24 protein-coding genes are annotated in these 22801 nt (G+C 66.6%); 14 read left to right on the forward strand and 10 right to left on the reverse strand.

The window, feature by feature from the left end:
- Window positions 1-6 precede the first annotated feature (6 nt).
- Complete coding sequence (locus AC5P67_RS07890; RefSeq protein ID WP_049397657.1) at window positions 7-1038, reverse strand: LacI family DNA-binding transcriptional regulator; 1032 nt, start codon at window positions 1036-1038, stop codon at window positions 7-9.
- A gap of 292 nt (window positions 1039-1330) precedes the next feature.
- On the opposite strand from AC5P67_RS07890, the gene AC5P67_RS07895 reads away from it, so the two are divergent.
- From AC5P67_RS07895 to AC5P67_RS07915, 5 genes are all read left to right on the forward strand, one after another.
- A complete protein-coding gene (locus AC5P67_RS07895; RefSeq protein ID WP_012479392.1) occupies window positions 1331-1903 on the forward strand; it encodes a single-stranded DNA-binding protein in 573 nt (190 codons plus the stop codon).
- Between the two features lie 202 nt (window positions 1904-2105).
- Entirely contained in the window at window positions 2106-3011 is a 906-nt protein-coding gene (locus AC5P67_RS07900) for a hydroxypyruvate isomerase family protein (protein WP_087802953.1), read from the forward strand.
- Between the two features lie 27 nt (window positions 3012-3038).
- Window positions 3039-4724, forward strand: a complete 1686-nt coding sequence (locus AC5P67_RS07905; RefSeq protein WP_285315226.1) for a GMC oxidoreductase — start codon at window positions 3039-3041, stop codon at window positions 4722-4724.
- Complete coding sequence (locus tag AC5P67_RS07910; protein ID WP_005412559.1) at window positions 4724-5299, forward strand: gluconate 2-dehydrogenase subunit 3 family protein; 576 nt, start codon at window positions 4724-4726, stop codon at window positions 5297-5299. The genes AC5P67_RS07905 and AC5P67_RS07910 overlap by 1 nt, the downstream gene beginning before the upstream one ends.
- A complete protein-coding gene (locus AC5P67_RS07915; protein ID WP_060379930.1) occupies window positions 5299-6057 on the forward strand; it encodes a 3-keto-disaccharide hydrolase in 759 nt (252 codons plus the stop codon). Before AC5P67_RS07910 ends, AC5P67_RS07915 begins: the two co-directional genes overlap by 1 nt.
- A gap of 30 nt (window positions 6058-6087) precedes the next feature.
- Here AC5P67_RS07915 and AC5P67_RS07920 read toward each other — a convergent pair whose 3' ends face one another.
- Genes AC5P67_RS07920 through AC5P67_RS07940 form a run of 5 tightly spaced genes read right to left on the reverse strand, consistent with a single transcriptional unit; the run spans window position 6088 to window position 10720 of the window.
- On the reverse strand, window positions 6088-6384 hold the full coding sequence (locus AC5P67_RS07920) for a c-type cytochrome (protein WP_060379926.1): 297 nt from the start codon (window positions 6382-6384) through the stop codon (window positions 6088-6090).
- An 18-nt stretch (window positions 6385-6402) separates the two neighbouring features.
- Window positions 6403-7266: a sugar phosphate isomerase/epimerase family protein gene (locus tag AC5P67_RS07925; protein ID WP_060379927.1), complete on the reverse strand. Its 864-nt coding sequence runs from the start codon at window positions 7264-7266 to the stop codon at window positions 6403-6405.
- A gap of 19 nt (window positions 7267-7285) precedes the next feature.
- A complete protein-coding gene (locus AC5P67_RS07930) occupies window positions 7286-8410 on the reverse strand; it encodes a Gfo/Idh/MocA family protein (RefSeq protein ID WP_060379928.1) in 1125 nt (374 codons plus the stop codon).
- A gap of 12 nt (window positions 8411-8422) precedes the next feature.
- Window positions 8423-9640 (reverse strand): nucleoside permease, encoded by a 1218-nt coding sequence (locus AC5P67_RS07935; RefSeq protein WP_060379929.1) that lies wholly within the window; start codon window positions 9638-9640, stop codon window positions 8423-8425.
- 27 nt (window positions 9641-9667) lie between these two features.
- Window positions 9668-10720 carry a sugar phosphate isomerase/epimerase family protein gene (locus AC5P67_RS07940; RefSeq protein WP_495214487.1) on the reverse strand — a complete coding sequence of 351 codons (1053 nt, stop codon included), beginning with the start codon at window positions 10718-10720 and terminating at the stop codon, window positions 9668-9670.
- 95 nt (window positions 10721-10815) lie between these two features.
- Between AC5P67_RS07940 and AC5P67_RS07945 the strand changes: the two genes are divergently transcribed.
- The 4 genes from AC5P67_RS07945 to AC5P67_RS07960 all read left to right on the forward strand — a co-directional run bounded on the left by AC5P67_RS07945 (window position 10816) and on the right by AC5P67_RS07960 (window position 16062).
- Window positions 10816-11823 carry a LacI family DNA-binding transcriptional regulator gene (locus AC5P67_RS07945; RefSeq protein WP_005412565.1) on the forward strand — a complete coding sequence of 336 codons (1008 nt, stop codon included), beginning with the start codon at window positions 10816-10818 and terminating at the stop codon, window positions 11821-11823.
- A gap of 148 nt (window positions 11824-11971) precedes the next feature.
- On the forward strand, window positions 11972-13024 hold the full coding sequence (locus tag AC5P67_RS07950; protein WP_049459126.1) for a sensor domain-containing diguanylate cyclase: 1053 nt from the start codon (window positions 11972-11974) through the stop codon (window positions 13022-13024).
- A gap of 107 nt (window positions 13025-13131) precedes the next feature.
- A complete protein-coding gene (locus tag AC5P67_RS07955) occupies window positions 13132-14157 on the forward strand; it encodes an AI-2E family transporter (RefSeq protein WP_005408485.1) in 1026 nt (341 codons plus the stop codon).
- A 162-nt stretch (window positions 14158-14319) separates the two neighbouring features.
- Window positions 14320-16062, forward strand: a complete 1743-nt coding sequence (locus AC5P67_RS07960; RefSeq protein ID WP_495214490.1) for a GGDEF domain-containing protein — start codon at window positions 14320-14322, stop codon at window positions 16060-16062.
- A gap of 9 nt (window positions 16063-16071) precedes the next feature.
- Here AC5P67_RS07960 and AC5P67_RS07965 read toward each other — a convergent pair whose 3' ends face one another.
- Both AC5P67_RS07965 and AC5P67_RS07970 read right to left on the reverse strand, forming a co-directional pair.
- On the reverse strand, window positions 16072-16578 hold the full coding sequence (locus AC5P67_RS07965) for a PaaI family thioesterase (RefSeq protein WP_043034157.1): 507 nt from the start codon (window positions 16576-16578) through the stop codon (window positions 16072-16074).
- A gap of 35 nt (window positions 16579-16613) precedes the next feature.
- The gene (locus AC5P67_RS07970; RefSeq protein WP_012479406.1) at window positions 16614-17048 is read right to left on the reverse strand and encodes a hypothetical protein; all 435 of its coding nucleotides are present in this window, start codon (window positions 17046-17048) and stop codon (window positions 16614-16616) included.
- A gap of 284 nt (window positions 17049-17332) precedes the next feature.
- Here AC5P67_RS07970 and AC5P67_RS07975 point away from each other — a divergent pair, with 284 nt between their 5' ends.
- On the forward strand, window positions 17333-17764 hold the full coding sequence (locus AC5P67_RS07975; RefSeq protein ID WP_005408489.1) for a pyridoxamine 5'-phosphate oxidase family protein: 432 nt from the start codon (window positions 17333-17335) through the stop codon (window positions 17762-17764).
- Window positions 17765-17802: 38 nt separating this feature from the next.
- Here AC5P67_RS07975 and AC5P67_RS07980 read toward each other — a convergent pair whose 3' ends face one another.
- Both AC5P67_RS07980 and AC5P67_RS07985 read right to left on the reverse strand, forming a co-directional pair.
- Window positions 17803-19197, reverse strand: a complete 1395-nt coding sequence (locus AC5P67_RS07980) for a DUF2867 domain-containing protein (protein ID WP_483723572.1) — start codon at window positions 19195-19197, stop codon at window positions 17803-17805.
- Window positions 19198-19221: 24 nt separating this feature from the next.
- Window positions 19222-19533 carry a metalloregulator ArsR/SmtB family transcription factor gene (locus AC5P67_RS07985; protein ID WP_004147836.1) on the reverse strand — a complete coding sequence of 104 codons (312 nt, stop codon included), beginning with the start codon at window positions 19531-19533 and terminating at the stop codon, window positions 19222-19224.
- A 129-nt stretch (window positions 19534-19662) separates the two neighbouring features.
- On the opposite strand from AC5P67_RS07985, the gene AC5P67_RS07990 reads away from it, so the two are divergent.
- The 4 genes from AC5P67_RS07990 (at window position 19663) to AC5P67_RS08005 (ending at window position 22703) form a co-directional block, all read left to right on the forward strand.
- Complete coding sequence (locus AC5P67_RS07990; protein ID WP_076738861.1) at window positions 19663-20244, forward strand: NMCC_0638 family (lipo)protein; 582 nt, start codon at window positions 19663-19665, stop codon at window positions 20242-20244.
- A 185-nt stretch (window positions 20245-20429) separates the two neighbouring features.
- On the forward strand, window positions 20430-20897 hold the full coding sequence (locus tag AC5P67_RS07995; protein ID WP_005412578.1) for a DUF2975 domain-containing protein: 468 nt from the start codon (window positions 20430-20432) through the stop codon (window positions 20895-20897).
- Entirely contained in the window at window positions 20897-21121 is a 225-nt protein-coding gene (locus AC5P67_RS08000) for a helix-turn-helix domain-containing protein (RefSeq protein WP_005408494.1), read from the forward strand. The genes AC5P67_RS07995 and AC5P67_RS08000 overlap by 1 nt, the downstream gene beginning before the upstream one ends.
- Before the next feature lie 43 nt (window positions 21122-21164).
- The gene (locus AC5P67_RS08005) at window positions 21165-22703 is read left to right on the forward strand and encodes a TerC family protein (RefSeq protein ID WP_043034155.1); all 1539 of its coding nucleotides are present in this window, start codon (window positions 21165-21167) and stop codon (window positions 22701-22703) included.
- Window positions 22704-22801: the final 98 nt, after the last annotated feature.

Here is a 22801-nt window from a genome sequence, read left to right on the forward strand (position 1 = left end):
CGGCGCTTACCGGCGCAGCGACGATTCCCGCACCACCAGCTTCACCGGGATGCTCTGGCTCTCCACCGGCTGGCGACCGATCAGTGCCAGCAGGCGCTCCACCAGCAGCTGGCCGGCCTGCTTGGTGTCCTGCTGCACGGTGGTCAGCGCCGGGGATACCGAGGCCGCCAGCGGGATGTCGTCGAAGCCGGTCACCGCCACGTCCTGTGGCACCCGCAGGCCGGTCTCGCGCAGGGCGCGCATCGCGCCGATGGCGATCAGATCGCTGGCGGCGCAGATCGCATCGATCGGTTCACCGCGTGCCAGCAGCACCTGGCAGGCCTCCTGGCCGGAAGCCTCGGTGGTGATCGCATCGTGCTGCAGCGCCGGTTCGGCGGCCAGGCCGTGGTCCTGCAGGGCCGCGACATGGCCGCGGTAGCGCTCCTGGAATTCGGGGTAATGGCTGGAGGCATGGCCGAGGAAGGCGATGCGGCGGCAGCCCTGCTGCAGCAGGTGGGTGGTGATGTCGTGCCCACCCTGGAAGTTGTCGCTGCCGATCGAGACGCCGGGTTGGCCGGGCAGGGCGGCGCCCCAGCGCACGAAGTGCGTGCCCTGTTCGACCAGCCGCTGCAGGCGGTCGCGCGATTCGTGGTAGTCGCCGTAGCCGAGCAGGATGATGCCGTCGGCCTTGTTGCTGTCCTCGTAATCGGCCTGCCAGTCGGTGGACAGCTGCTGGAACGAGACCAGCAGGTCCTGCCCATGCAGGGCGCAGGCACGGGTGATCGAGCCCAGCATCGAGTGGAAGAACGGGTTGATCAGCGAGTCGTCGTTGGTCGGGTCCTCGAAGAACAGCAGGGCCAGCGTGCCGGCGTTGCGCAGGCGCAGGCTGGAGGCGTTCTTGTCGACCTTGTAGTTCAGTTCGCGGGCGATGCGCAGGATGCGCTCGCGGGTCTCGGCATTGACCATCGGGCTGCCGCGCAGGGCCCGCGACACGGTCGGCTGGGAGACCCCGGCCAGGTGGGCGATGTCCAGGGAGGTGGCTTTGCCTTTGATCGTCATGGGAACGCGGGAGGGGGCAGGGGGAGGAGCTTGGGCATGATGCCATGGGCAGACGCCAATGCCCCTCCGGATGTCCACCGAAGCGAGGGTAAGTCATTGCCGGACAAGGAAATCAGTTCAATCCTCCTGCGCGGCCGGGGTCTTCTGACCGGGCGGATGGCGGCGGCAATGCTAAGATGCATCGTTCTCGCATTCCCCCAAATTTCAACAGGGGCGGCCTCGCCTACTGCACCCCCGCCCGGGGCTGTGCTATCACTGGCGGTCTGCCCCTGGACAACGGACGAAGGTACCTATGGCGCGCGGCATCAACAAAGTCATCCTGGTCGGCAATCTCGGCAACGACCCGGACGTGAAGTACACCCAGGGCGGCATGGCGATCACCCGCATCAGCCTGGCCACCACCAGCGTCCGCAAGGACAAGGATGGCAACCAGCAGGAGCGCACCGAATGGCACCGCGTGGTGTTCTTCGGCAAGCTCGGCGAGATCGCCGGCGAGTACCTGCGCAAGGGCAGCTCGGTCTACGTCGAAGGCAGCCTGCGCTACGACAAGTACACCGGCCAGGACGGCGTGGAGAAGTACTCCACCGACATCATTGCCGATGAAATGCAGATGCTGGGCGGCCGCGGTGAAGGCGGTGGCGGCGGCGGTGGTGGCAACTACGGCGGCGATCGTCCGCAGCGCCAGCAGACTCCGCGCCAGGAGTATGGTGGCGGTGGTGGCCAGCGTGGTGGCCAGGGCGGCGGCTATGGTAACCAGGGCGGCAACCAGGGCGGCGGTTACGGCAACCAGGGTGGCAACCAGCGTCCGCAGCCGCAGCAGGCGCCGCCGATGGATGACTTCGCTGACGACGATATTCCGTTCTGATCGAACGCTCCTTTGCAGCAGAAAAGAAAGCCCCGCTCATGCGGGGCTTTTCTTTTTGCGCGATGCCATCTGCGTTGTGCCTCGCACCATCAGTTTTTCGTGCACCGCGACTTGCAAACAGACAATTTCCTCCCCTATGGTGCAATCGATTGCATTGCTGTGAATCGTTGCGTTTGATACCGGTTGGGAGGCCGGAAGGTGGATGACCATCCATTCGATCAGACCGGCTCCTTCGAGGGGGCTCACGCGGCGCGATGCGCTGCGCATCGCAGTTGCCGGCAGCATTGGCCTGGGGGCCGCGACAACCGCGGGCGCATTGCCCGCATTCGCCGCCACGGCGCCACTCAAGGGCAACCTGAAGCATTCCGTCGCACGCTGGACCTTCCCGCAGCTGTCCGTTGCCCAGCTCTGCACGACGGTGAAGGACATCGGCTTTGCCGCGATCGACCTGGTCGGCCCGGAAGACTGGCGCACGCTGAAGGCGAATGGCGTGTACAGCTCGATGTGCAACGGCGCAGAACTGGGCCTGACCAAGGGCTTTGCCGGCCGTGAGTTCCACGACCAGCTGGTGGAACGTTACACGCGGCACATCGATCTGGTCGCCGATGCCGGCTATCGAAACCTCATCTGCTTTTCCGGCAACCGCAACGGTATGGACCCGCATGACGGCATGGCCAATGCCGAGGCTGGGCTCAAGCGCATCCTCGGGCATGCCGAGAAGCGCGGCGTGGTGCTGGTGATGGAGCTGCTCAACTCCAAGGTCGATCATCGCGACTACCTGTGCGACCACTCTGCGTGGGGTGTGGAGCTGTGCCAGCGGCTCGGCTCGGACAATTTCGGCCTGCTCTACGACATCTACCACATGCAGATCATGGAGGGCGACATCATCGCCACCATCGGCAAGCATCACGCCTGCTTCAAGCACTACCACACCGCAGGCGTGCCCGGCCGGAACGAGATCGGAGACCAGCAGGAGCTCCACTATCCAGCCATCTGTCGCGCGATCCGCGACACCGGTTTCAAGGGGTATCTGGCGCAGGAGTTCACGCCTGCAGCGCCCGATCCCGTTGCCTCATTGCGCGAGGCGATCCGCCTCTGCGACGTCTGAAACGATATCCACCCAGGTGAGAAACCCATGGCAGATAATCACTACGACGCCATTGTTGTTGGCTCGGGAATCAGTGGCGGTTGGGCGGCGAAGGAGCTGACCGAGAAGGGCCTGAAGGTCCTGATGCTGGAACGCGGGCGCAACATCGAGCACGTCAAGGACTACGTCAACGCGATGAAGGAGGCGTGGGATTTCCCGCACCGCAACCGGCCAACGCAGGCAATGAAGGCCGAGTTCCCGGTGCTGATGCGCGACTACGGCCTGGCCGAGAACCTGGAAGGGATGTGGGCCAACGAACAGGAATCGCCCTACATCGAGACCAAGCGCTTCGACTGGTTCCGTGGCTACCACGTCGGTGGTCGTTCCTTGATGTGGGGGCGGCAGAGCTATCGCTTCTCCGATCTGGATTTCGAGGCCAACCTCAAGGACGGCATCGCCACCGACTGGCCGATCCGCTACGCCGACATCGCGCCGTGGTACGACCACGTGGAGAAGTTCGCCGGCATCGCCGGCACGCGCGAAGGACTGGACGTGCTGCCGGACGGCGAGTTCCTGCCGCCGATTCCCCTGAACATCGTCGAGAAGGATGTGGCCGCGCGCATCAAGAAGGCCTTCGGCGGAACGCGCCATATGATCCACTCGCGCACTGCCAACATCACCCAGCCGATGCCCGAGCAGGGGCGCGTGAACTGCCAGTACCGCAACAAGTGCATCCTGGGCTGTCCCTTCGGTGCCTATTTCTCGACCCAGGCGGCGACGCTGCCAGCGGCGATGAAGACCGGCAATCTGACCTTGCGGCCGTTCTCGATCGTCAAGGAAGTGCTCTACGACAAGGACCGCAAGCGCGCGCGCGGCGTGGAGGTCATCGATGCCGAGACCGGGCAGACCTACCAGTACACGGCCAAGGTCATTTTCCTCAACGCGTCGTCGTTCAACTCGACGTGGCTGCTGATGAATTCGGCCACCGACGTCTGGGACGGCGGGCTGGGCTCTTCGTCCGGCGAGTTGGGGCACAACGTGATGGACCATCATTTCGGGGCCGGCGCCTCGGGCCGGGTCGAGGGTTACGAAGACAAGTACTACTTCGGCCGCCGTCCCTGCGGCTTCTACATTCCGCGGTTCCGCAACGTCGCGGCCGACAAGCGCGGCTACCTGCGCGGGTTCGGCTACCAGGGCGGTGCCAGTCGCACCGGCTGGTCGCGCGAGATCGCCGAGCTGAACATCGGTGCCGATCTGAAGGAGGCACTGACCGTGCCGGGTGACTGGCGCATCGGCATGACCGGTTTCGGTGAAATGCTGCCGCACCACGACAACACGATCCGCCTGGACCACGACCGCAAGGACAAATGGGGGCTGCCGGTGCTGGCGATGGACGTGTCCATGCGCGGCAATGAACTGGCGATGCGCAAGGACATGGCCGCTGATGCTGCCGAGATGCTGGAGGCGGCCGGGGTCAAGGACGTGAAGATGCACGACAACGACTATGCCCCGGGCAAGGGCATCCACGAGATGGGGACCGCACGCATGGGACGTGATCGGAAAAGCTCGGTATTGAATGCGCACAACCAGGTCTGGGATGCACCCAATGTCTATGTGACCGACGGTGCCTGCATGACCTCCAGCGCCTGCGTGAATCCCTCGCTGACCTATATGGCGCTGACCGCGCGCGCGGCCGACCATGCGGTACGCGAACTGAAAGCGGGGAACCTCTGATGGATCGCCGCGAACTGTTGAAGATGATCGTTGCCGCTACCGGTGCGGCCATGGTTGGCCTGCCTGCGCTGGTGCATGGCAAGGTGCCGGCTGCCGGGGCGATGCCCGCGTTCTCCGATGCCGACATCGGCATGCTGGACGAGATCGCCGAAACCATCCTGCCGCGGACAAGGACGCCCGGGGCCAAGGACGCGGGTGCCGGTGCGTTCATGGCGACGTTCGTCAGCGACTGCTACACCGCCCGGCAGCAGGCGACGTTCCGCGCCGGCCTGGCCGACATCGACACGCGCGCCGGTGGCCGTTTCGTATCGCTCACGCCGGAAGCCCGCACTGGGTTGCTGCGAACGCTGGACGCCGAAGCCAAGGCACGCAATGCCGACGTGACCGAGACCGGCACTCCCGAGGAAGGCGAGGCCATGCCGCATTACTTCACGATGATCAAGCAGCTGGCCATCTTCGGCTTCTTCACTTCAAAGGTCGGGGCGACCGGTGTGCTGCAGTACGTCGCCGTGCCGGGCCGCTACGACGGTGACCTGGCCTATGTCCCCGGTACGCCCGCGTGGGGGACCAGCTGATGGACACCACCCTGATGATCCGCCCTGCGTTGATCACGGCCGGCCTGCTGGCCGCTGCATCCGCATTCGCTCAGGACGGCGCCGACGCTGCGCGTGACCCGAAGAAGACCGAAGTGTGGACGCCCGTGCCCGCAGTCGTGGCCACGCCGCCAGGCAAGGCCCCCTCCGATGCCATCGTGCTGTTCGATGGCAAGGATGTCTCGGCGTGGGAGGCAGAGCGGGGCGGGCGCGTGCCCTGGACGGTTGCCGATGGCGCCATGACCGTCGTTCCGGGCAGCAAGGGCATCCGCACCCGGCAACGCTTCTGCGATGTCCAGCTGCATGTCGAATGGCGTACCCCCACCGAGACGAAGGGCTTCGACGGCCAGAACCGGGGCAACAGCGGCATCTTCCTGCAGGAACTGTATGAGCTGCAGGTGCTGGACAGTTACAACAACCCGACGTATGCCAACGGCCAGGCGGGTTCGATCTACAAGCAGGCCATGCCACGGGTGAACGCCTCGCGCGCACCGGGCCAGTGGCAGGTCTACGACATCATCTGGAAGGCACCGCGCTTCTCGCAGGGCGGCGGCCTGACGTCGCCCGCGCGCATCACCGTGCTGCACAACGGCGTACTCGTGCAGGACGACACCGTGCTGGCAGGCAGGACCGAGTACATCGGTGCGCCTTCGTACGCACCCCATGCGTGCGCGCCGCTCTATCTGCAGGAGCATGACTCCAGGGTCAGCTACCGCAACATCTGGGTGCGCGAACTGTAGCGGCACGCGGCCGGCGTGGTCGCCGGCCGCCTACTTCGCCAGATAGCTGGCGAGGTCGTCGATCTCCTGCTGCGACAGCTGGGCAAAGGGCGGCATCAATCCTCCGCCCTTCCTGATCTTGTCCTTGACCTGGGCGGGCTGAAGCCGCTTGCCGACGTCGGTGAGCGCCGGGAAGGTAGGCGGTACGCCGGCGCGTTCAGCACCGTGGCAGGCAGTGCAGTGCTGGGCATAGAGTTTCGCGCCGGCGGCAGGACCGTCCTTGGCCCGGGCTGCCGTTGAAGTGCTCATGCCGCCCAGAGCCAGGGCCACTGCCAGGATCATCTTCATGTGGGGCTCCTTGATGCGTCAGCGCCGTGCACGGGTGGGCACGTTGGCGGGCAGGTGTTCACGCAGGTAGTCCGCGCCGGTCTGGATGACCTTGGCCGGGTCGCGTGGCTGGTCGTGTTCGACGATGTACCACTGCACCTTGGCCGCCGCAGCGGCGGGCAGGATCGCGTTCCAGTCCAGCACGCCCTGGCCCACCGCGGCGAATCCGCCTTCATCCTGGGCCTGGCCCTTCGGCGCATTGTCCTTGGCGTGCACCGCAAACACGCGTCCACGGAATTTTCCAAGCATCACCGCCGGGTCCAGGCCCGCGCGTGCAACCCAGGCCAGGTCCAGCTCGGTCTGCAGGTCGGGCCTGGCCGCTGCGAACAGCAGCTCCAGCCCGGTCTGACCGTCGAAGTCGGCCAGCTCGAAATCGTGGTTGTGATAGGCCAGGCGCATGCCCTTGCCGCGCACCTGCTTGGCGATGCGGCCCAGCTCCTTGCCCAATGCGGTCCAGCCCGCGGCATCGGTTGGGCGGTCCTTCTGGTCCAGGTAAGGCACCACCAGCGTGCTGTTGCCGATCGACCGGTTGAACGTCACCACACCATCCAGGTTGCCCCGCAGCTCGGCCAGTGGCACGTGCGACGAAACCGCCTTGATCGAATACCGGTCCAGCAGCTGCTTGAGTTCGGTGGCGCTGGTGTTCTGCGTACCGACCGTTTCCACCGCACGGACGCCCGCGTCGTGGACGATCTTCAACTGCTGATCGAGCGAGCCTGCATTGCGCAGGGTGTACATCTGCACCGCGATCGGCTTCTGCGTGGTGGCGGCTTCGCTCGCGAAGGCGGGCAGGGCAGCGAGCAGCAGGACGAGACTTGCACTTCTACGGAAAAGAGCTTTCATCAACAGATCCTCCCGGAATTCAACCGATGGTGGTCCAGGCGCGTGACCTGGCCGATGCAATGACACGATCGACGATCCGTGCCGAGCGCAGGCCGTCTTCGAAGGTCGGCAGGCCCTGCGGCCGCTCGCCTTCAATGGCGCGATAGGTGTCGGCGACAAACGCCTCGAAACACTGGGCGTAGCCCTGTGCATGCCCGGCCGGCAGCACGGAAAGGCGGCGTTGATCGGCACTGCCGGCGCCCGGACCGCGCACGAAAATTTCCTCACGCTGGTCGGGCAGGCCGATCCAGAGTCGTTCGGCATCCTCCTGATTGAAGGCCACGCTGGCCTTGGCGCCATCGATCTCGAACCAGAGGCGGTTGTGGCGCCCGGCGGAGACCTGGCTGACCGTCAATGACGCCAGCGTGCCGGCACCGGTCCTGAACATCGCCGCAGCCACGTCCTCGCTCGTTACCGCCTGCATTGCGCTGGCTGCGGTTGGCGTGCTGAAGCTCTGTCCGCTGACGGCGCCGCGCTCGGCGATGACCGTAGAGAGCGCCGCGCTGACCTCGACGAAGCGTTCGCCGCTGACCCATTCCACCAGGTCGCACCAGTGCGAACCGATGTCGGCAAACACGCGCGATGCGCCGCCCAACGCTGGGTCCACGCGCCAGTTGTTGCTGGCCGGGTCCAGCAGCCAGTCCTGCAGGTAGCTGCCGTGGATCAGGTGCAACGGCCCCAGATCGCCCTGGGCGATGCGTGCGCGCGCCTCGCGCACCACTGGGTGGTAGCGGTAGACGAAGGGCACCGTGGCAACCAATCCGGTCGATGCGGCCAGCGCCGCCAGCGCCTGTGCATCGTCCAGTGTCGTCGCCAGCGGTTTCTCGCAGATCACGTGCTTGCCGGCTTCCAGCGCAGCCTGTGCCATGGCGCGGTGCAGATGGTTGGGCGTGCATACGTGCACGACCTGTACCTGCGGATCGGCGATCACCTCCTCGATATCCCGGTAGGCGCGCGGGACATTCCAGGACTGCGCGGCCTCATGCGCGCGCTGCGGTGACGAGGCGGCTACGCCGCGCACCTCGGCACCGGCCAGCAGTGCGGCACGACGATGCACTGCACCGATCATGCCAGCGCCGACGATGGCGATTCCAAGCTTGGGCATCGACGGGGATCCTCAGGGTGTGGAGGGCGCGGCCGTGGCCGCCGGCCGGTCGCGGAACAGCAGCAGGAAGGCGATCAACACCACCAGTGCAACGCCGGCCGGGAACAGCCAGATCTGCTGCCAGTCGGGGCCGGCCTCGGTGGTGAAGTGCTCCACCACCGCGCCGGATAGGAAGGTGCCGATCAGCATTCCCACGCCGTAGGTAGCCAGGGTGATGAAGCCCTGCGCGCTGCTGCGCGCGGCGGGGCCGGCATGCGCATCGGTGTAGATCTGGCCGGTGACGAAGAAGAAGTCGTAGCAGATGCCGTGCAGCACGATGCCGATCACCAGCAGCGAGAAGCCGCTGCCCGCATCGCCGAAGGCGAACATGGCGTAGCGCACCACCCAGGCGGCCATGCCGACCGCCAGCATGGTCTTCACCCCCAGCCGCACGAACAGGAACGGCATGGCCAGCATGAGCAGCACTTCGGAGACCTGGCCCAGCGACTGCAGGCCTGCTGCGCCGCGCACGCCCAGGTCGTTGAGATACGGATTGGTGAAGTTGTAGTAGAACGACAGCGGGATGCAGATGGCGATGGACGCCAGGAAAAACACCAGGTAGGCACGCGACTTCAGCAGTCGCAACGAATCCAGCCCCAGGATCTGCCCCAGTCCGGCATCGCGCTGCTGCGCCAGCGGTGGCGTGTGCGGCAGGGTGAATGCATACAGGCCCAGCACCAGCGATGCCAGCGCGGCCATGCGGAAGGTGAGTTCAAGCCGGTGCGCCTGTTCCCAGCCCAGCCAGCCGATCAGCACGCCTGCGACGATCCAGCCGATGCTGCCGGCCACGCGTACCAGCGGGAACTGTTTCTCGGGCGACTGCATGTGCCGCATCGCCACGCTGTTGGCCAGTGCCAATGTCGGCATGAACAGCAGCATGTAGCCCATCACGCAGGCCGAGAACACGCTGAAGCTGGATGCCGTGGACGCCAGCCACATCAGCACCGCGCCGGCCAGGTGCAGCACCGCAAGGATGCGCTGCGCCGCGAAGTAGCGGTCGGCGATCAGCCCGACCAGGAACGGCGCCACGATGGCGCCGATGGACTGGCTGAGGAAGGCGGTGGCCACCTGGCTCGCGCTGGCCTGCAGCGGGCCCTGCACCAGGTAGGTTCCGAGGGTGACGAACCACGCCCCCCAGATGAAGAACTGCAGAAACATCATCGCGCCCAGGCGCGACATGGCGTGCGTCATGGCTTGCCCTCCCGGGGCGGTCTTGGCTCAGATTCCCAGCATGCGGTGCAGTGATGCGGCGTCCGTGCCGCTGTCGGCAAAGTCGTCGAAGGCGCGTTCGGTCACGCGGATGATGTGGTCGCGGATGAAGGCGGCACCCTCGCGTGCGCCATCCTCGGGGTGCTTCAGGCAGCATTCCCATTCCAGTACCGCCCAGCCGGGGAAGTCGTACTGGGCGAACTTCGAGAAGATCGCCTTGAAGTCGATCTGGCCATCACCGAGCGAACGGAAGCGGCCCGGACGCTCGATCCAGTCCTGGTAGCCGCCATACACGCCGCTGCTTGCGCTGGGGCGATACTCCGCGTCCTTGACGTGGAAGATGCCGATGCGCGCGTGGTAGCGGTCGATGAAACCCAGGTAGTCCATCTGCTGCAGCAGCAGGTGGCTGGGGTCGTACAGGATCTTGGCGCGGGGGTGATGATCCACCACATCGAGGAAGCGTTCGAAGGTCGCGCCATCGTGCAGGTCCTCACCTGGGTGGATCTCGAAGCAGAGATCCACGCCGCAGGCATCGAAGGCATCGAGGATCGGGCGCCAGCGGCGGCCGAGTTCGGCGAAGGCTTCTTCCACCAGTCCCGGTGGGCGCTGCGGCCAGGGATAGAAATAGGGCCAGGCCAATGCGCCGGAGAACGTGGCATGCGCGGTCAGCCCCAGCCGCTGGCTGGCTTTGGCGGCCAACAGAAGCTGCTCCACCGCCCAGGCCTGGCGGGCCGCAGGATCGCCACGTTTGTCCGCGGGTGCGAATCCGTCGAACAAGCTGTCGTAGGCCGGATGGACCGCGACCAGCTGCCCCTGCAGATGGGTGGACAGCTCGGTGATCTGCACGCCATGACCGGCCAGCATGCCGGCGAGGTCGTCGCAGTACGCCTGGCTGCGCGCGGCCTCGGCCAGATCGAACAGGTGGGGCGCCGTGGTGGGGACTTGTACGCCAGAATAGCCCAGACCCGCGGCCCATCCGGCCAGCGTGTCCAGCCGATCAAAAGGAGCCGCGTCGCCGATGAACTGCGCCAGGAACAGCGCTGGACCCTTGAGCGTCTTCAACGTGATTCGCCCTCGATGCAATCGATTGCATTATCCTAGCAGGGGCTTACGCAGGACCTGTTGTGCAGTGCACAGCGGGCGGGAGAACTAACGCCATGGCCACCATCTACGACATCGCAAAGCACGTCGGCGTCTCCGCCGGCACCGTGTCGCGTGCACTTTCGCGGCCGGACAAAGTGCTGCCGGCCACGCGCACGCGCATCGAGCAGGCCGCCGCGGCGTTGGGCTACGTGCCCAACACGGTCGCCCGCACGCTCAAGACCCAGCGCAGCGGCAAGATCCTGGTCACGGTGCCGGATATCGCCAACCCGTTCTTCGCGCAGATCCTGCAGGGCGCGGAAGACGCTGCGCAGGCTGTCGGCTATGCGGTACTGCTGGGCGATACGCAGGACCAACCCGACCGCGAGGAGCGCTACGCGCAGATGCTCCGGCGCAACGAGGCCGACGGCATGATCGTGCTTGGCCATCGCCTGCCACCGACGGCGCGCGAGATTGTCCAGCAGAGGGGGGCTGCCGCGCCGGTGGTCAACGGCTGCGAGTTCGATCCCGCGCTGGGCCTGCCCAGTGTGCACATCGACAATGCCGCCGCCGCACGCGCCGTCATGGAGCACTTGTACGCACTGGGCCATGAACGGATCGCCGTGGTCGGTGGGCCGCCGGACAATCCCCTGCACCAGCAGCGCCTGGAAGGGGTGCGGGCGGCCGGCAAGGCGCGCGGCCGCCTGCGCCAGCTGAGCATCGTGCCCGGGGATTTTTCAGTGGAATCCGGCCATGCAGCTGCCATGGCGCTGCTGGACGGCACGTCCGCACCAACGGCGATCTTCTGCTTCAGCGACCAGATGGCGCTGGGCACCCTGGCGGCCTGCCGGGAGCTGGGCATCCGCGTGCCGGAAGACCTGTCCATCGTCGGCTTTGATGATCTGGCGTCTTCCCGCTACCTCACGCCGCCATTGACGACCATCCGGCAGCCGATGCGGGAAATCGGCGCGCGCGCGGTCAACCTGCTGCTCGCCATCATCGAACAGGTGGATGTTCCGCTTCAACAGACGCTGGATTTCAGCCTGATGGTGCGGGGATCGACGGCTGCGTCCCGACGCAGGTGACCACGGGGTGGGGCCGCGGGAGCGTGGCAGCCGGCCCGCGCGATATCGTGCAACCTTGATCCCGAATTGACGCAAAGCTGTCAGACTCATCGCAGGCAGCCCGGCAAGGGCCGTAGCAGCAGGTGCGATCGCGCAAGGGGGGGCGGCAATGCCATTCTTCACCGATTCGGCGGAAGGCGCGGTCGAAGGCATTGGCGCGGCACGTCGCATCGGCTGGATGCGTTTCGTCGGCAATGGACTGGGAGCGATCCCCATTGCCTCGATCATGCTTGAACGCCAGGATGGCGGGCTGGCGTGGGTCCTGCTGCTGCTCAACGCGCTGGCGTGGCCGGCACTGGCATTGCTGCTGACCCAGCGCTCCCGCCAGCCGGCGGTCGTCCAGTTCCGTTGCATGGTGGCCGACTCCTTCTTCGGCGGTGGCTGGATCGCCTTCATGGCGTTGAGCGCGGTGCCCAGCGCACTGTTCGCCGCGCTGCTGGTGGCCGACAAGATCGCCGCCGGTGGCGTGCGCCTGGCGATGCGCGCCACGCTGGCCCTGCTGCTGGGCTTCGCACTCACCTGGTGGTTGCTCGGCTTCCCTTACCAGCCGGTCACCTCGCAGCGCACGATCGTGCTGAGTGTCCCGTTCCTGTTCGTGTATGGCATCGGCCTCAGCATTCTCAGCTGGCAGCTGGCGCGCCGGGTCAAATCGCAGAACCGTCAGCTGCAGCGGCTCAGCCGGATGGACCCGCTGGTCGAGCTGGCCAACCGTGGCTTCCTGATCCTGCGTGCGCAGCAGGCGCTGGACAAGGCACAAGGGCAGGGCAGCTTTGCCTGCCTGCTGATGCTCGATGTGGATGATTTCAAGCGCATCAATGACTCGCATGGCCACCGCGCCGGTGATGAGGTGCTGCGGCATATCGCGGCGACATTGCGCACCTTTGCCCGGCCCGGTGATACGCCCGCGCGGCTGGGGGGCGATGAATTCGTGGTGCTGCTGCGCGACTGCGCGCCCGTCGATGCGATGCACGTGGCCGAGCGGGTGCGCCTGCACCTGCTGGAGGCCGCGCGGCAGGCCACGCCGGGCGTGGAGTTCAGCGTGAGTATCGGCATTGCCGCGACGCCGCGTGGCGGTAGTGTCGAGGACTGGTTGGCACTGGCCGACCGCGCGCTCTACCACGCCAAGCGGCAGGGCAAGAACACAGCCAGCTACGGTGAGTGAGTGCGGCACGGCTGCCGCCGAACGAGGCCGAAACGCCCGTTCATCCTGCACGCGGAATCGGCACGCCAATCCTCTACCATGGGCCACCCCGCCCGGACGCGCCGCCCATGCAAGACGCCCTCGTTGCCCAGCCCAAGCCCCCCGTTGCGAGGATCGCGGCCTGGCTGATGATGCTGTTGGGCATGTGGCTGGCGCTGAAGCTCGGCCTGGTGGTAACGCTGCTGTCGGGCCTGCTGGTGTTCCAGCTGACCCATGTGCTGGCGTCCACCGTGGAAGGCAAGCTGCCGCCGGGGCGGGCGCGGGCGATCGCGGTGATCGTGCTGTCGGCAATCATCATCAGCGCGCTGGTGCTGGCCGGGATCGGTGTGGCGTCGTTCTTCCGCAACGAGACCGGTGGGCCGGACGCCCTGCTGGCACGGCTGATGGATATCCTCAATTCGTCGCGCCACCAGGTACCGGCGCTGCTGCAGCCGTATATCCCCGAGGACATGCCGGCGCTGCGTGCGGCGCTGAATGACTGGGCCGCCGAGCACCAGCGCCAGCTGGGCGTGGCCGGTACCTCGGTGGTGCAGGTGGGTGTACGCGTACTGATCGGCATGGTGCTGGGCGCGATGATCGCGCTGTACGACGAACTGCCGCTGCCGACGATGGGGCCGCTGGCGCAGGAGCTGATCGGGCGCACCAGCCGCCTGGCCACCGCGTTCCGCCAGGTGGTGTTCGCGCAGGTGAAGATCTCCCTGCTCAACACCCTTTTCACCGCCATCTTCCTGCTGGGCGTGCTGCCGTTGTTCGGCGTGCACCTACCCCTTTCCAAGACGCTGGTGCTGATCACCTTCATCGCCGGCCTGCTGCCGGTGGTGGGCAACATCATCTCCAACACGATCATCAGCATCGTCGCGTTGTCGGTCTCGTTCTATGTGGCCGTGGCCGCGCTGTTGTACCTGATCGTGATCCACAAGCTGGAGTACTTCCTCAATGCGCGCATCGTCGGTGGCGAGATCCAGGCGCGTGCCTGGGAGCTGCTGCTGGCCATGCTGGTGATGGAGGCGGCCTTCGGCCTGCCGGGCCTGGTCGCCGCGCCGGTGTTCTATGCCTACGTGAAGCGCGAACTGGTCGACCAGCGCTGGATCTGACGCGGCTGGGCATGACGTATTTGTCCCGGTTCGAATGTTCGCGCGGCCTTGTCGGTGCGTTCGCGGTCGGCAGGGTATACCCACCGCCACGGTTGGCCCGCGAGTGGCTTGGCGCCTGTGTAGCCGGCCGTTACAGTGTTCGGCACTACAGGGGAAATGTGCATGGCCCGCAAGGCGTCGCCCATCGGATTGCGGACCTGGGTCTGGATCCTGGCTGGGCTGTTCGTAGTCTGTACGCTGCCGCTGATGGCCATCGCACTGGTGCAGGGCACGCTGCGCTTCACGGCCGCCGAGGACAACCTGGCCAGCCTGCGCCAGCTGCGGCAGACCTTCGACCTGGCCAACCTGGTGTCGGCCGAACGCGGCCCCGCCAACAGCCTGCTGGGGGCTGACCCGGCCGATGCGGCCGAGCAGGCACCGCTGGCCGCGCAGCTGGCGGCCGCGCGCAAGCGGGTCGACGCTGCCCTGCTGCAGCTGGACACCGTGTTCAAGGCTGGTCCGGGAGTGGTCGACGAGCATGGGCTGCTGGCCGACGCGCAACGTCGCCTGCAATCGGCGCGGGCTGCGGTCGACCGGGTCGTGGCGCAACCCCATGACGCACGCCGCGTGGAGGAGGTGGAGCGTGCGATCAGTGGCATGTTCGCCGTGGTCGATCGCCTGCACCTGCTGACCTCGGCACAGATCAACGTGCTGGTCAGCGCCGACCGTGAAGCAGCGATTCCGGCGATGCAGGGCCAGGTGCTGATCGATCTTCGCGAGCATGGTGGCCGCCTGGCCTCGAATGTGATGGCGCCGGTGGCGGTGCCAGGGGCATGGCGGGAGGAACAGGTACGCGCTGCACTGCAGACCGAGGGTCGCCTGTTGGAGCTGTGGCGGTTGGCGGGCAGCCACGAGTCGGTGTTCCGCAGTGACCCGGAATTGTCATGGCACTGGGACATGGCGCGTCGGCAGTTCTTCGGCGAATCGCTGCCGATGATCGAGCAGTTGATCGAAGATGGCCGCCGAGGCCTGCCGCCGCCATGGACCGCCGCCGAATTCACCACGCGCTACGTGCCGACCCTGCAGTCGCTTGAGGCGCTGCGTGATGGCTACCTGAGCGTGTCCATCGCCCGCTTTGAACGCACCCGCAATCGCGAGGCCATGCGCCTGGCCGTGCTGGTGGCGACCGCGCTGGGCACACTGGTGGTGCTGGGCGTGGCATTGCGCATTGCCCACCGGCAGATCCTGCAGCCGTTACTGCAGGCGCAGACGCAGGTGATCCAGCTTGCGTCGGATGCACCCGGTCCGGAGCAGCATGTCACCCACCCGCTGGCCGAGATGCAGCGCTTGTTCGACGCCATCGAAGTACTGCGTGAGAAATCGCGCGAGCGCTCGGCACTGACCAGCGAGCTGCGCCAGCTCGCTGGCACCGACGAGCTGACCGGATTGTTGAACCGGCGCGCGCTGGATGAGGTGGTGCAGCAGAGACACGCCGGGGGCGATGCAAGCGCCGTGGTGATCCTGCTGGACGTGGATCGCTTCAAGGCGATCAACGATGGCCATGGCCATGATGCCGGCGACGAAGTGCTGGTGCGGGTGGCGCAGTTGTTGCGGCATCAGCTGCGCCGCAGCGACAGCATCGCCCGTTATGGCGGCGAGGAATTCCTGGTGCTGCTGGCCGACGGTGATCTGGCCGGTGGCCGCCAGCTGGCCGAGTCATTGCGATTGGCCCTGCAGCAGATGGACATCGCGCTGGCCGGCGGCACCGTGCTGCGGGTGACCGCCAGTTTCGGCGTGGCCGAGGGCGGCACCGACGCGCTGGGCTGGCGCACCCTGCTACGAGCCGCCGATGCGGCCATGTACCGGGCCAAGGCGCAGGGGCGTGATCGGGTACGGGTGGCGGGTGGCGGTCGCATCACGCGTTGAGGGCATGCGTCAGCCGATGCGTGCATGCACCCGCCGCAGCGTCCGCGCGATCATCCGGCGCGCGATCGGACGTGGTACCGATAATCCACGCCAGCGCAGCGCACCCACCCGGAAGGTGGCGGTGGCGGTGGCCAGTACGTTGCCTGCCGGGTCAGTCAGCCAGCCACGCGTGAAGGCGATGCTCCCCTTGCTGTGCTCGACTTCGCCCCAACCGATGATGCGCCCGGGTCGTCCCGGACTGACGAAACTGGTCTTGGATTCCACCGTGACCGCGATACGGTTGGCGGGCAGTGTGGCGTAGATCGCCGGCCCCATGCAGTCATCCAGCATCGCCGACAGGAAGCCTCCCTGCACGTTGCCCATCGGGTTGGTCAGCATCGGCCCGGCGTCGAACTCGACATGGATGCGGCGCAGTGCGTCGTCGTAGTCGACGAATCGCCAGCCGAGCAGGGTGCCCGCCTGGGAGGGCGGCAGATCACCGTTGACCACGCTGTAGAAGATCGATTCGGGATTCATGGGAGCCTCGATGGAGGGATAGGAGGGAGCACGCATCAGGACAGTGCCAACAGGGCCAGCACGAATCCGATGACCGACAGCAGCACCACCGCGGCGCCGGCGGGCACCGGTGTACGCGCACCGGTGCGTCGCCGCACGCCGGAAGCGACCAGTACCGGCGGCACGGTGGCGACCAGGCAGAACAACTGGAAGGCCAGCAGTTGCGGCAGCGCGAAGTGTCCGCCGAAGAAGATCAGCCAGGCCAGCATCACGCCGGCGCCGGCCAGTGCGATCCAACCGGCGCCGACCACGCGGATGAGTGCCATCAGCAGCAACTGCATGCGCGGTTCGACCTCCTTCCATGGCAGGCCCACGGCCTGGCCGTGGTAGGGCATGAAGTCCGAGCGTTTCAGGTACGCCGCAGCAAACAGCGAGACAATGAAGAACGCCAACAGGTAGCAGCCGAACGCGAGCCAGGCGAACAGGTCCATGTGGGGGCCATGTGGTTGCGGAGGGGAGCCCCGGTGATGCCGGCGGCCATGCCGGATGCATCGCGAGGTTGCGCGATTCTCCGGCAATGCCCTGTTAGAGGCGTGTCGCGGCGTGGAGGACCGTTCCTCCATCCGCTGTTAACGCGGGTGTGGTGGTGAGGAATGCGTCACACACGTGCCATGCGCCCTATCGCGTTTTCTGTGAAGAGGTCGCAACTGCCCATCCACGCTTCGGTCACCGCCCTGCGCAGACGCTGGGACTCCATCCGACGAGGGACGACGACATGACCCAGCTCACCCTGCCTGAACTGTCCAGGAAAATGGCCGGCATCGATTTCACGATGGTGCAGACCCACGCCGGCGGAGAGATTGCCGGTCGTCCGATGAGCAACAACGGCGACGTGGACTATGACGGTGACAGCTGGTTCTTCACCACCGAAGACACCGACATGGTGCGCGAGATTGAAGCTGACCCCGCCGTCGCGTTGGGTTTTTCCGGCAGCAAGTCGCTGCTGGGCAAGCCACCGTTGTTCGTGCACGTGCAGGGCAGGGCAGCGCTGGTGCGCGACCGGGCCACGATGAGCCAGCACTGGGTGAAGGACCTGGAGCGATGGTTCGAACAGGGCGTGGATACACCGGGACTGGTGCTGATTCACGTGCGCGCCAGCCGCATCCACTACTGGGATGGCGAGGACGAGGGCGAAATCGTGATCTGAGCGGAACCGTGCAGCGCCCGGCGCATCGTGTTCCAGGGTCAGCAGTGCGCAGGGTGTGCTGCCGGATCCCCAAGATTGGCCAGCTCCGGTGCCAAGGCGTGTTCCACCGCACGCCGCAGCAGTGCCGGCGCGACATAGTGCCGGTGCCCGGCGTCGATCAGTGCCATGTACATGCCGCCGAACGCATTGAGGGTCTGCACGCGAGAGCCCAGGCTGATCTCGACATGTCCATCGCTACGCCGCTGCACGCGCACGCTGCTACGGAAACGCAGGTGCCGATCGTCGGCGCCGAGCAGGACTTCGGCGTCGTTGTCCTGCGCATCGATGTGCGAATCCAGCACCGGAAATCGACCAGCGAAAAACCGGCTGCGATCGGTCGACAGCAGTGACGACACCGGGCATCCCAGCGGCGACGTGCGCAACCGCAACGGCGCCACCAGTCGGTTTCGCAGCGCCATCAGATGGCCTACGCCGCTGGGCGGATTGCGCAGGAAGCCGTCCAGTACATCGGCCAGCAGTGCCGATGCGGAACGGTGGACCACCTGCGAGGGTTCCAGGCACAGGGTGGTCAGGTCCTGGTAGTGGCTGTGCGGCAGCGCTGTGGGCAGCAGGCCATCGGTGGCGGCGGGCCGCGAACGGATGGGATAGGCCGGTGTGGCACGTTCGACGAACCCGCGCAGCGGCCGCATGGGGATGCGGCGCAGCGGGCCGAGCAGCGCACGGGTACGCGCGCAGAGGTGTGCGCACAGGCTGGGAGGCGCCGCCTGCAGCGACAGTTGCAACAGCGGTGCCGCCGCAAGCGAGGTGCCCGAAGGCCAGTGCGATTCCGGAAGCACCTCGGTCAGGCTGGGGATATCGGCGGCATTGCGTTGCACCTGTGCACGCGCCTGCTCGCTCATCGCGCCGGCCAGTTCATTGCTGTGGCAGGACAACGCGAACAGCGCTGGATGTGCAGGATGGTTCGACGCGAACTGGTGCCAGGTGCCGCCGCCGAAGCGCACGGTAAACAGGCAGTCCGGTGGGATGCGGATGCGCCGAAGCGTGTGCGCGAAGGCACCGGGATCTGCCGCCAGCTGCGTGTCGGAGGCGGTGGCGAAACGCAGCTCGGCTCCCGCGCTGCCGGCGATGGCGGTGAACATGCGCGGGCCTGCATGGCGATGAAACGGATGGCCACCGGCACCGACGGTGAAGCTGTACAGCGAGGAGGCATCCCCGTGCTGCAGGTGCATGCCACCCAGTCGCGCCGAAGGTTCATCCAACGCATCGATGAACGCCGGGTGGTGGCGCTGACGCTGGCTGGCGTCACTCACCAGCGCGTCACCGGCACCGATGCCGAGCTGCGCGATCAGGGTGACTTCGGTCGGACTGCCGCCGTCCTGTGCCGGAAGCTGCACTGCTGGAAACGAACGGCGATCGCGGGTCGAACCAGGCATCGTCATGCTCCTTGGCGGGGCGGATCAGCGGGCGGGGGACTTGCGGCGGGCGCGGGCTTCACGCTTGAGCGGGCCGCCGACAGGGCAGACTTCGGCCGCCCACGAGAACAACGTGTTGGCCAAACGGTCGGGTACCTGCCTGAAGTACACGAACTGGCCGCGTTTCTCGCGTTCGATCAGTCCGGCTTCCTCGAGGATGCGCAGGTGGCTGGACAACGCCGGCTTGCTGAAGTCGAAGCGCTCGGCCAGCTCGCCCGCGCTGAGTTCGCCGGCACTGAGATAAGCCAGGATCTGCCGGCGGGCGGTGGAGGCAAGGGCTTCGAAGATGCGGTCCATGGCGAGCTAATTAACTAATTCGTTAACTGATACTCCTCCCGCCGGTGGCGGCTGTCAAGCCATGACCCATTGCGCGGCACGCCCGGGCTTTGCCATCCTCCCTGCTGTTTTCCGTAGCGTGGAATCCCGATGCGTCCTGCGTTCTGGCTGGCTTTGGCCCTGCTGCCCACCCTGGCGGCGGCGCAACCCGCGCGCACGCCCAAGGCCAAGGGTCCGGCGCAGGATCCCTTCAGCGAGCTGTTCGATACCGCCTGCATGCAGCACATCGGGGCCCCGGCGCGGTTGCAGTCGCTGATGGAATCCAATGGGCTGTCGCCGCTGCAGCCCGCCGAAGCCGCCGCGCTGTTGCAGGGGCAATCGGGCGTGGCCTGGATGGTGCCCCTGGCCAGTGGCCGTTATGCGGTGAGCTGGGCTGACGATGGCACGTGCACGGTCTACGCCGAGAAGGCCGACGCGGCGGTCGTGCAGAAGGGATTCGCCCGGTTGGTGCAGGCCGCGCCGATGCCGTTGCAGGTGCGCTCGCTGCCGGGACGTGGGCCGCTGTCGGCCGATCAGGTGGCCATCCAGTACGGCTGGGCCACCCCGGGGCAGGGCAAGCTGCAGGTGCGCTTCCGCCTGGTCACGCGGCAGGCCGCCGATGCCGGCGTGCAGGCGATGGCCTCTGCGACGCCGGGTGAGGCAATGCTGGAGCGGGGCGCGCCCGGGCCCTGACAGGAGCCACGCCTGCGGTTCAGCCTTTCACGCAGCGTGTGATATATCGTTTATCGATAAATCCATCCCGGGGGCGGCGCGTCCACCCCAACACCGGAGGCCGCTTGACCGCTCGTCCCGCCCGCGCCAGACCCGCGCGAGGCCTGTTTGCCCTGGCCCAGGCCGCCGTACAGGCCGTCCGGGCGATGTGCTGGCTGGGCATCCTGGCCGCACTGCTGGCGGTGCCGCTGGTCGCCCACGACCGCCGCTGGCTGCTCGACAGCGTGCATGACGCCGAGGCCGCTGCCGCGCACGGCAATGATCTGTTCCTGCACTTCTGCCTGGGCCTGGGCGCGATCATCGCGCTGCTGGTGCTGTGCCTGCTGTTCCTGCGCCATCTGCTGAGGCTGCTGAAGTCGGCGGCGCGCGAGCGGCCGTTCACCCACGCCAATGCACGGCGCCTGCAGCGCATGGCCTGGCTGATGCTGGCAATGGAACTGCTGTCGATCCTGATCGGTGCCTATTCGGCCTGGATGGGCCCGGATTTCACCTGGATGGAGGTCGGCGGTGGCATGTCGATCACTGGCCTGGTGGCCGTGCTGATGCTGTTCGTGCTGGCGCGCGTCTTCGCCGTGGGCGCAGCGATGCGCGACGACCTCGACGGTGTCATCTGATGGCGATCGTCATCACCCTGGACCGCATGCTGCAGGAACGCGGCATGACCCTGTCCGAGCTGGCCGGGCGCATCGACATCACCCTGGCCAATCTGTCGATCCTGAAGACCGGCAAGGCGCGCGCCATCCGCTTTTCCACCCTTGATGCGATCTGCCGCGAGCTGCAGTGCACGCCCGGCGACCTGCTCGGGCACGACCCGGCGCAGGCACAGGACGCTGACTGAGCGGTCGCTCTTTTCCCTTACCTACTGACGAAACGGACCTGAAATGGAATGGTTGGCTGACCCCTCGATCTGGATGGGCCTTGCAACCCTGGTCGTGCTGGAGATCGTTCTCGGCATCGACAACCTGGTGTTCATCGCGATCCTTGCCGACAAGCTACCGCCGCACCAGCGTGACCGCGCGCGGGTAATCGGCCTGGCGCTGGCCTTGCTGATGCGGCTGGTGCTGCTGGCGGCGTTGGCGTGGATCATGAAACTGACCGAGCCGCTGCTGACGCTGTTCGACCACAGCTTCTCCGGGCGTGACCTGATCCTGTTGGGCGGTGGCCTGTTCCTGCTGTTCAAGGGCACCATGGAGCTGCACGAACGGCTGGAAGGCCGCGAACACCACGAGGATGGCAAGAAGGTCTACGCCAGCTTCGCAATGGTGGTGGCACAGATCGTGGTGCTCGACGCGGTGTTCTCGCTGGACTCGGTGATCACCGCGGTGGGCATGGTCGACAACCTGGGCGTGATGTATGCCGCCGTGACCATCGCGATGGCGCTGATGCTGTTGGCCAGCAGGCCGCTGACGCGCTTTGTCAACAAGCATCCCACGGTGGTGGTGCTGTGCCTGGGCTTCCTGCTGATGATCGGTTTCAGCCTGGTGGCCGAGGGCCTGGGCTACAAGATTCCGAAGGGTTACCTGTACGCGGCGATTGCCTTCTCGATCCTGGTCGAGGCGTTCAACCAGTGGGTGCGTTTCAACCGTGAGCGCAACGAGCGCCGCCAGCCGTTCCGCCAGCGCACCGCCGACGCCGTGCTGCGCATGCTGGGCGCGCGCCCGGCCAATGGCCACGACGACGAAAACGCGGACGAACACGACGATGCCGAAGAGCGCCTGCAGCCGGCGGAGCACGAGATGATCCGCAGCGTGCTGGGGCTGGCCGATCGCCCGGTGTCGAGCGTGATGACGGTGCGTGCCGACGTGCAGTGGATCGACCTGGCCCGTGGGCAGGAGGATGTGGTGGCACGCCTGGTGGCGTCGCCGCACACCCGCCTGCTGGTGGGTGATGGCGACCTGGACAGCCTGCGTGGCGTGGTGCAGAGCCGCGACCTGCTGGCCGACCTGCTGCAGGGCAGGCCGCTGCAGCTGGAAGGCAACCTGCGCGAGCCGCAGTACGTGCTGTCCAGTGCCAGCGCGCTGCAGGCGCTGGAACTGATCCGCCAGCACCCGGTGCCGTTGGCGGTGGCGGTGGACGAGTACGGCAGCGTGGAAGGCCTGGTGACCGCCAACGACCTGCTGGCGGCCATTGCCGGTGACCTGGTCGATACCCAGGACGAGCGCTATGGCGTGGTCGCGCAGGGCGAGGACCAATGGGAGGCCGACGGTGCCCTCACCCTGGACGACCTGCAGCGGCTGGCCGGCGTATCGCTGCCGCGCAGTGCCGACTACATGACCATCTCCGGCCTGGTGCTGGAGCGTCTGGGGCGCCTGCCGGACATCGGTGACGCGGTGGAGATTGCGGATGTTCGCATCACCGTACTGGCGATGGAGAAGCGTCGCATCGCCCGCCTGCGGGTGGAGCGCCTGGGGCATCCGTAGCGTCGAGCGATGCGCGATCGGGGTTCTGTAGGGTCGAGCCATGCTCGACGGCTTCCTGAGCAGCCGAGCATGGGCTCGGCGCTACACAACACGGCCGG

This window comes from Stenotrophomonas sp. YJH_SMC_21 (assembly GCF_059369555.1).

Coding starts and splice junctions, on each gene's coding strand:
- AC5P67_RS07890 (WP_049397657.1), bottom strand. CDS start 1,038: ATGACGATCAAAGGCAAAGCCACCTCCCTGGACATCGCCCACCTGGCC.
- AC5P67_RS07895 (WP_012479392.1), top strand. CDS start 1,331: ATGGCGCGCGGCATCAACAAAGTCATCCTGGTCGGCAATCTCGGCAAC.
- AC5P67_RS07900 (WP_087802953.1), top strand. CDS start 2,106: ATGACCATCCATTCGATCAGACCGGCTCCTTCGAGGGGGCTCACGCGG.
- AC5P67_RS07905 (WP_285315226.1), top strand. CDS start 3,039: ATGGCAGATAATCACTACGACGCCATTGTTGTTGGCTCGGGAATCAGT.
- AC5P67_RS07910 (WP_005412559.1), top strand. CDS start 4,724: ATGGATCGCCGCGAACTGTTGAAGATGATCGTTGCCGCTACCGGTGCG.
- AC5P67_RS07915 (WP_060379930.1), top strand. CDS start 5,299: ATGGACACCACCCTGATGATCCGCCCTGCGTTGATCACGGCCGGCCTG.
- AC5P67_RS07920 (WP_060379926.1), bottom strand. CDS start 6,384: ATGAAGATGATCCTGGCAGTGGCCCTGGCTCTGGGCGGCATGAGCACT.
- AC5P67_RS07925 (WP_060379927.1), bottom strand. CDS start 7,266: ATGAAAGCTCTTTTCCGTAGAAGTGCAAGTCTCGTCCTGCTGCTCGCT.
- AC5P67_RS07930 (WP_060379928.1), bottom strand. CDS start 8,410: ATGCCCAAGCTTGGAATCGCCATCGTCGGCGCTGGCATGATCGGTGCA.
- AC5P67_RS07935 (WP_060379929.1), bottom strand. CDS start 9,640: ATGACGCACGCCATGTCGCGCCTGGGCGCGATGATGTTTCTGCAGTTC.
- AC5P67_RS07945 (WP_005412565.1), top strand. CDS start 10,816: ATGGCCACCATCTACGACATCGCAAAGCACGTCGGCGTCTCCGCCGGC.
- AC5P67_RS07950 (WP_049459126.1), top strand. CDS start 11,972: ATGCCATTCTTCACCGATTCGGCGGAAGGCGCGGTCGAAGGCATTGGC.
- AC5P67_RS07955 (WP_005408485.1), top strand. CDS start 13,132: ATGCAAGACGCCCTCGTTGCCCAGCCCAAGCCCCCCGTTGCGAGGATC.
- AC5P67_RS07960 (WP_495214490.1), top strand. CDS start 14,320: ATGGCCCGCAAGGCGTCGCCCATCGGATTGCGGACCTGGGTCTGGATC.
- AC5P67_RS07965 (WP_043034157.1), bottom strand. CDS start 16,578: ATGAATCCCGAATCGATCTTCTACAGCGTGGTCAACGGTGATCTGCCG.
- AC5P67_RS07970 (WP_012479406.1), bottom strand. CDS start 17,048: ATGGACCTGTTCGCCTGGCTCGCGTTCGGCTGCTACCTGTTGGCGTTC.
- AC5P67_RS07975 (WP_005408489.1), top strand. CDS start 17,333: ATGACCCAGCTCACCCTGCCTGAACTGTCCAGGAAAATGGCCGGCATC.
- AC5P67_RS07980 (WP_483723572.1), bottom strand. CDS start 19,197: ATGCCTGGTTCGACCCGCGATCGCCGTTCGTTTCCAGCAGTGCAGCTT.
- AC5P67_RS07985 (WP_004147836.1), bottom strand. CDS start 19,533: ATGGACCGCATCTTCGAAGCCCTTGCCTCCACCGCCCGCCGGCAGATC.
- AC5P67_RS07990 (WP_076738861.1), top strand. CDS start 19,663: ATGCGTCCTGCGTTCTGGCTGGCTTTGGCCCTGCTGCCCACCCTGGCG.
- AC5P67_RS07995 (WP_005412578.1), top strand. CDS start 20,430: ATGTGCTGGCTGGGCATCCTGGCCGCACTGCTGGCGGTGCCGCTGGTC.
- AC5P67_RS08000 (WP_005408494.1), top strand. CDS start 20,897: ATGGCGATCGTCATCACCCTGGACCGCATGCTGCAGGAACGCGGCATG.
- AC5P67_RS08005 (WP_043034155.1), top strand. CDS start 21,165: ATGGAATGGTTGGCTGACCCCTCGATCTGGATGGGCCTTGCAACCCTG.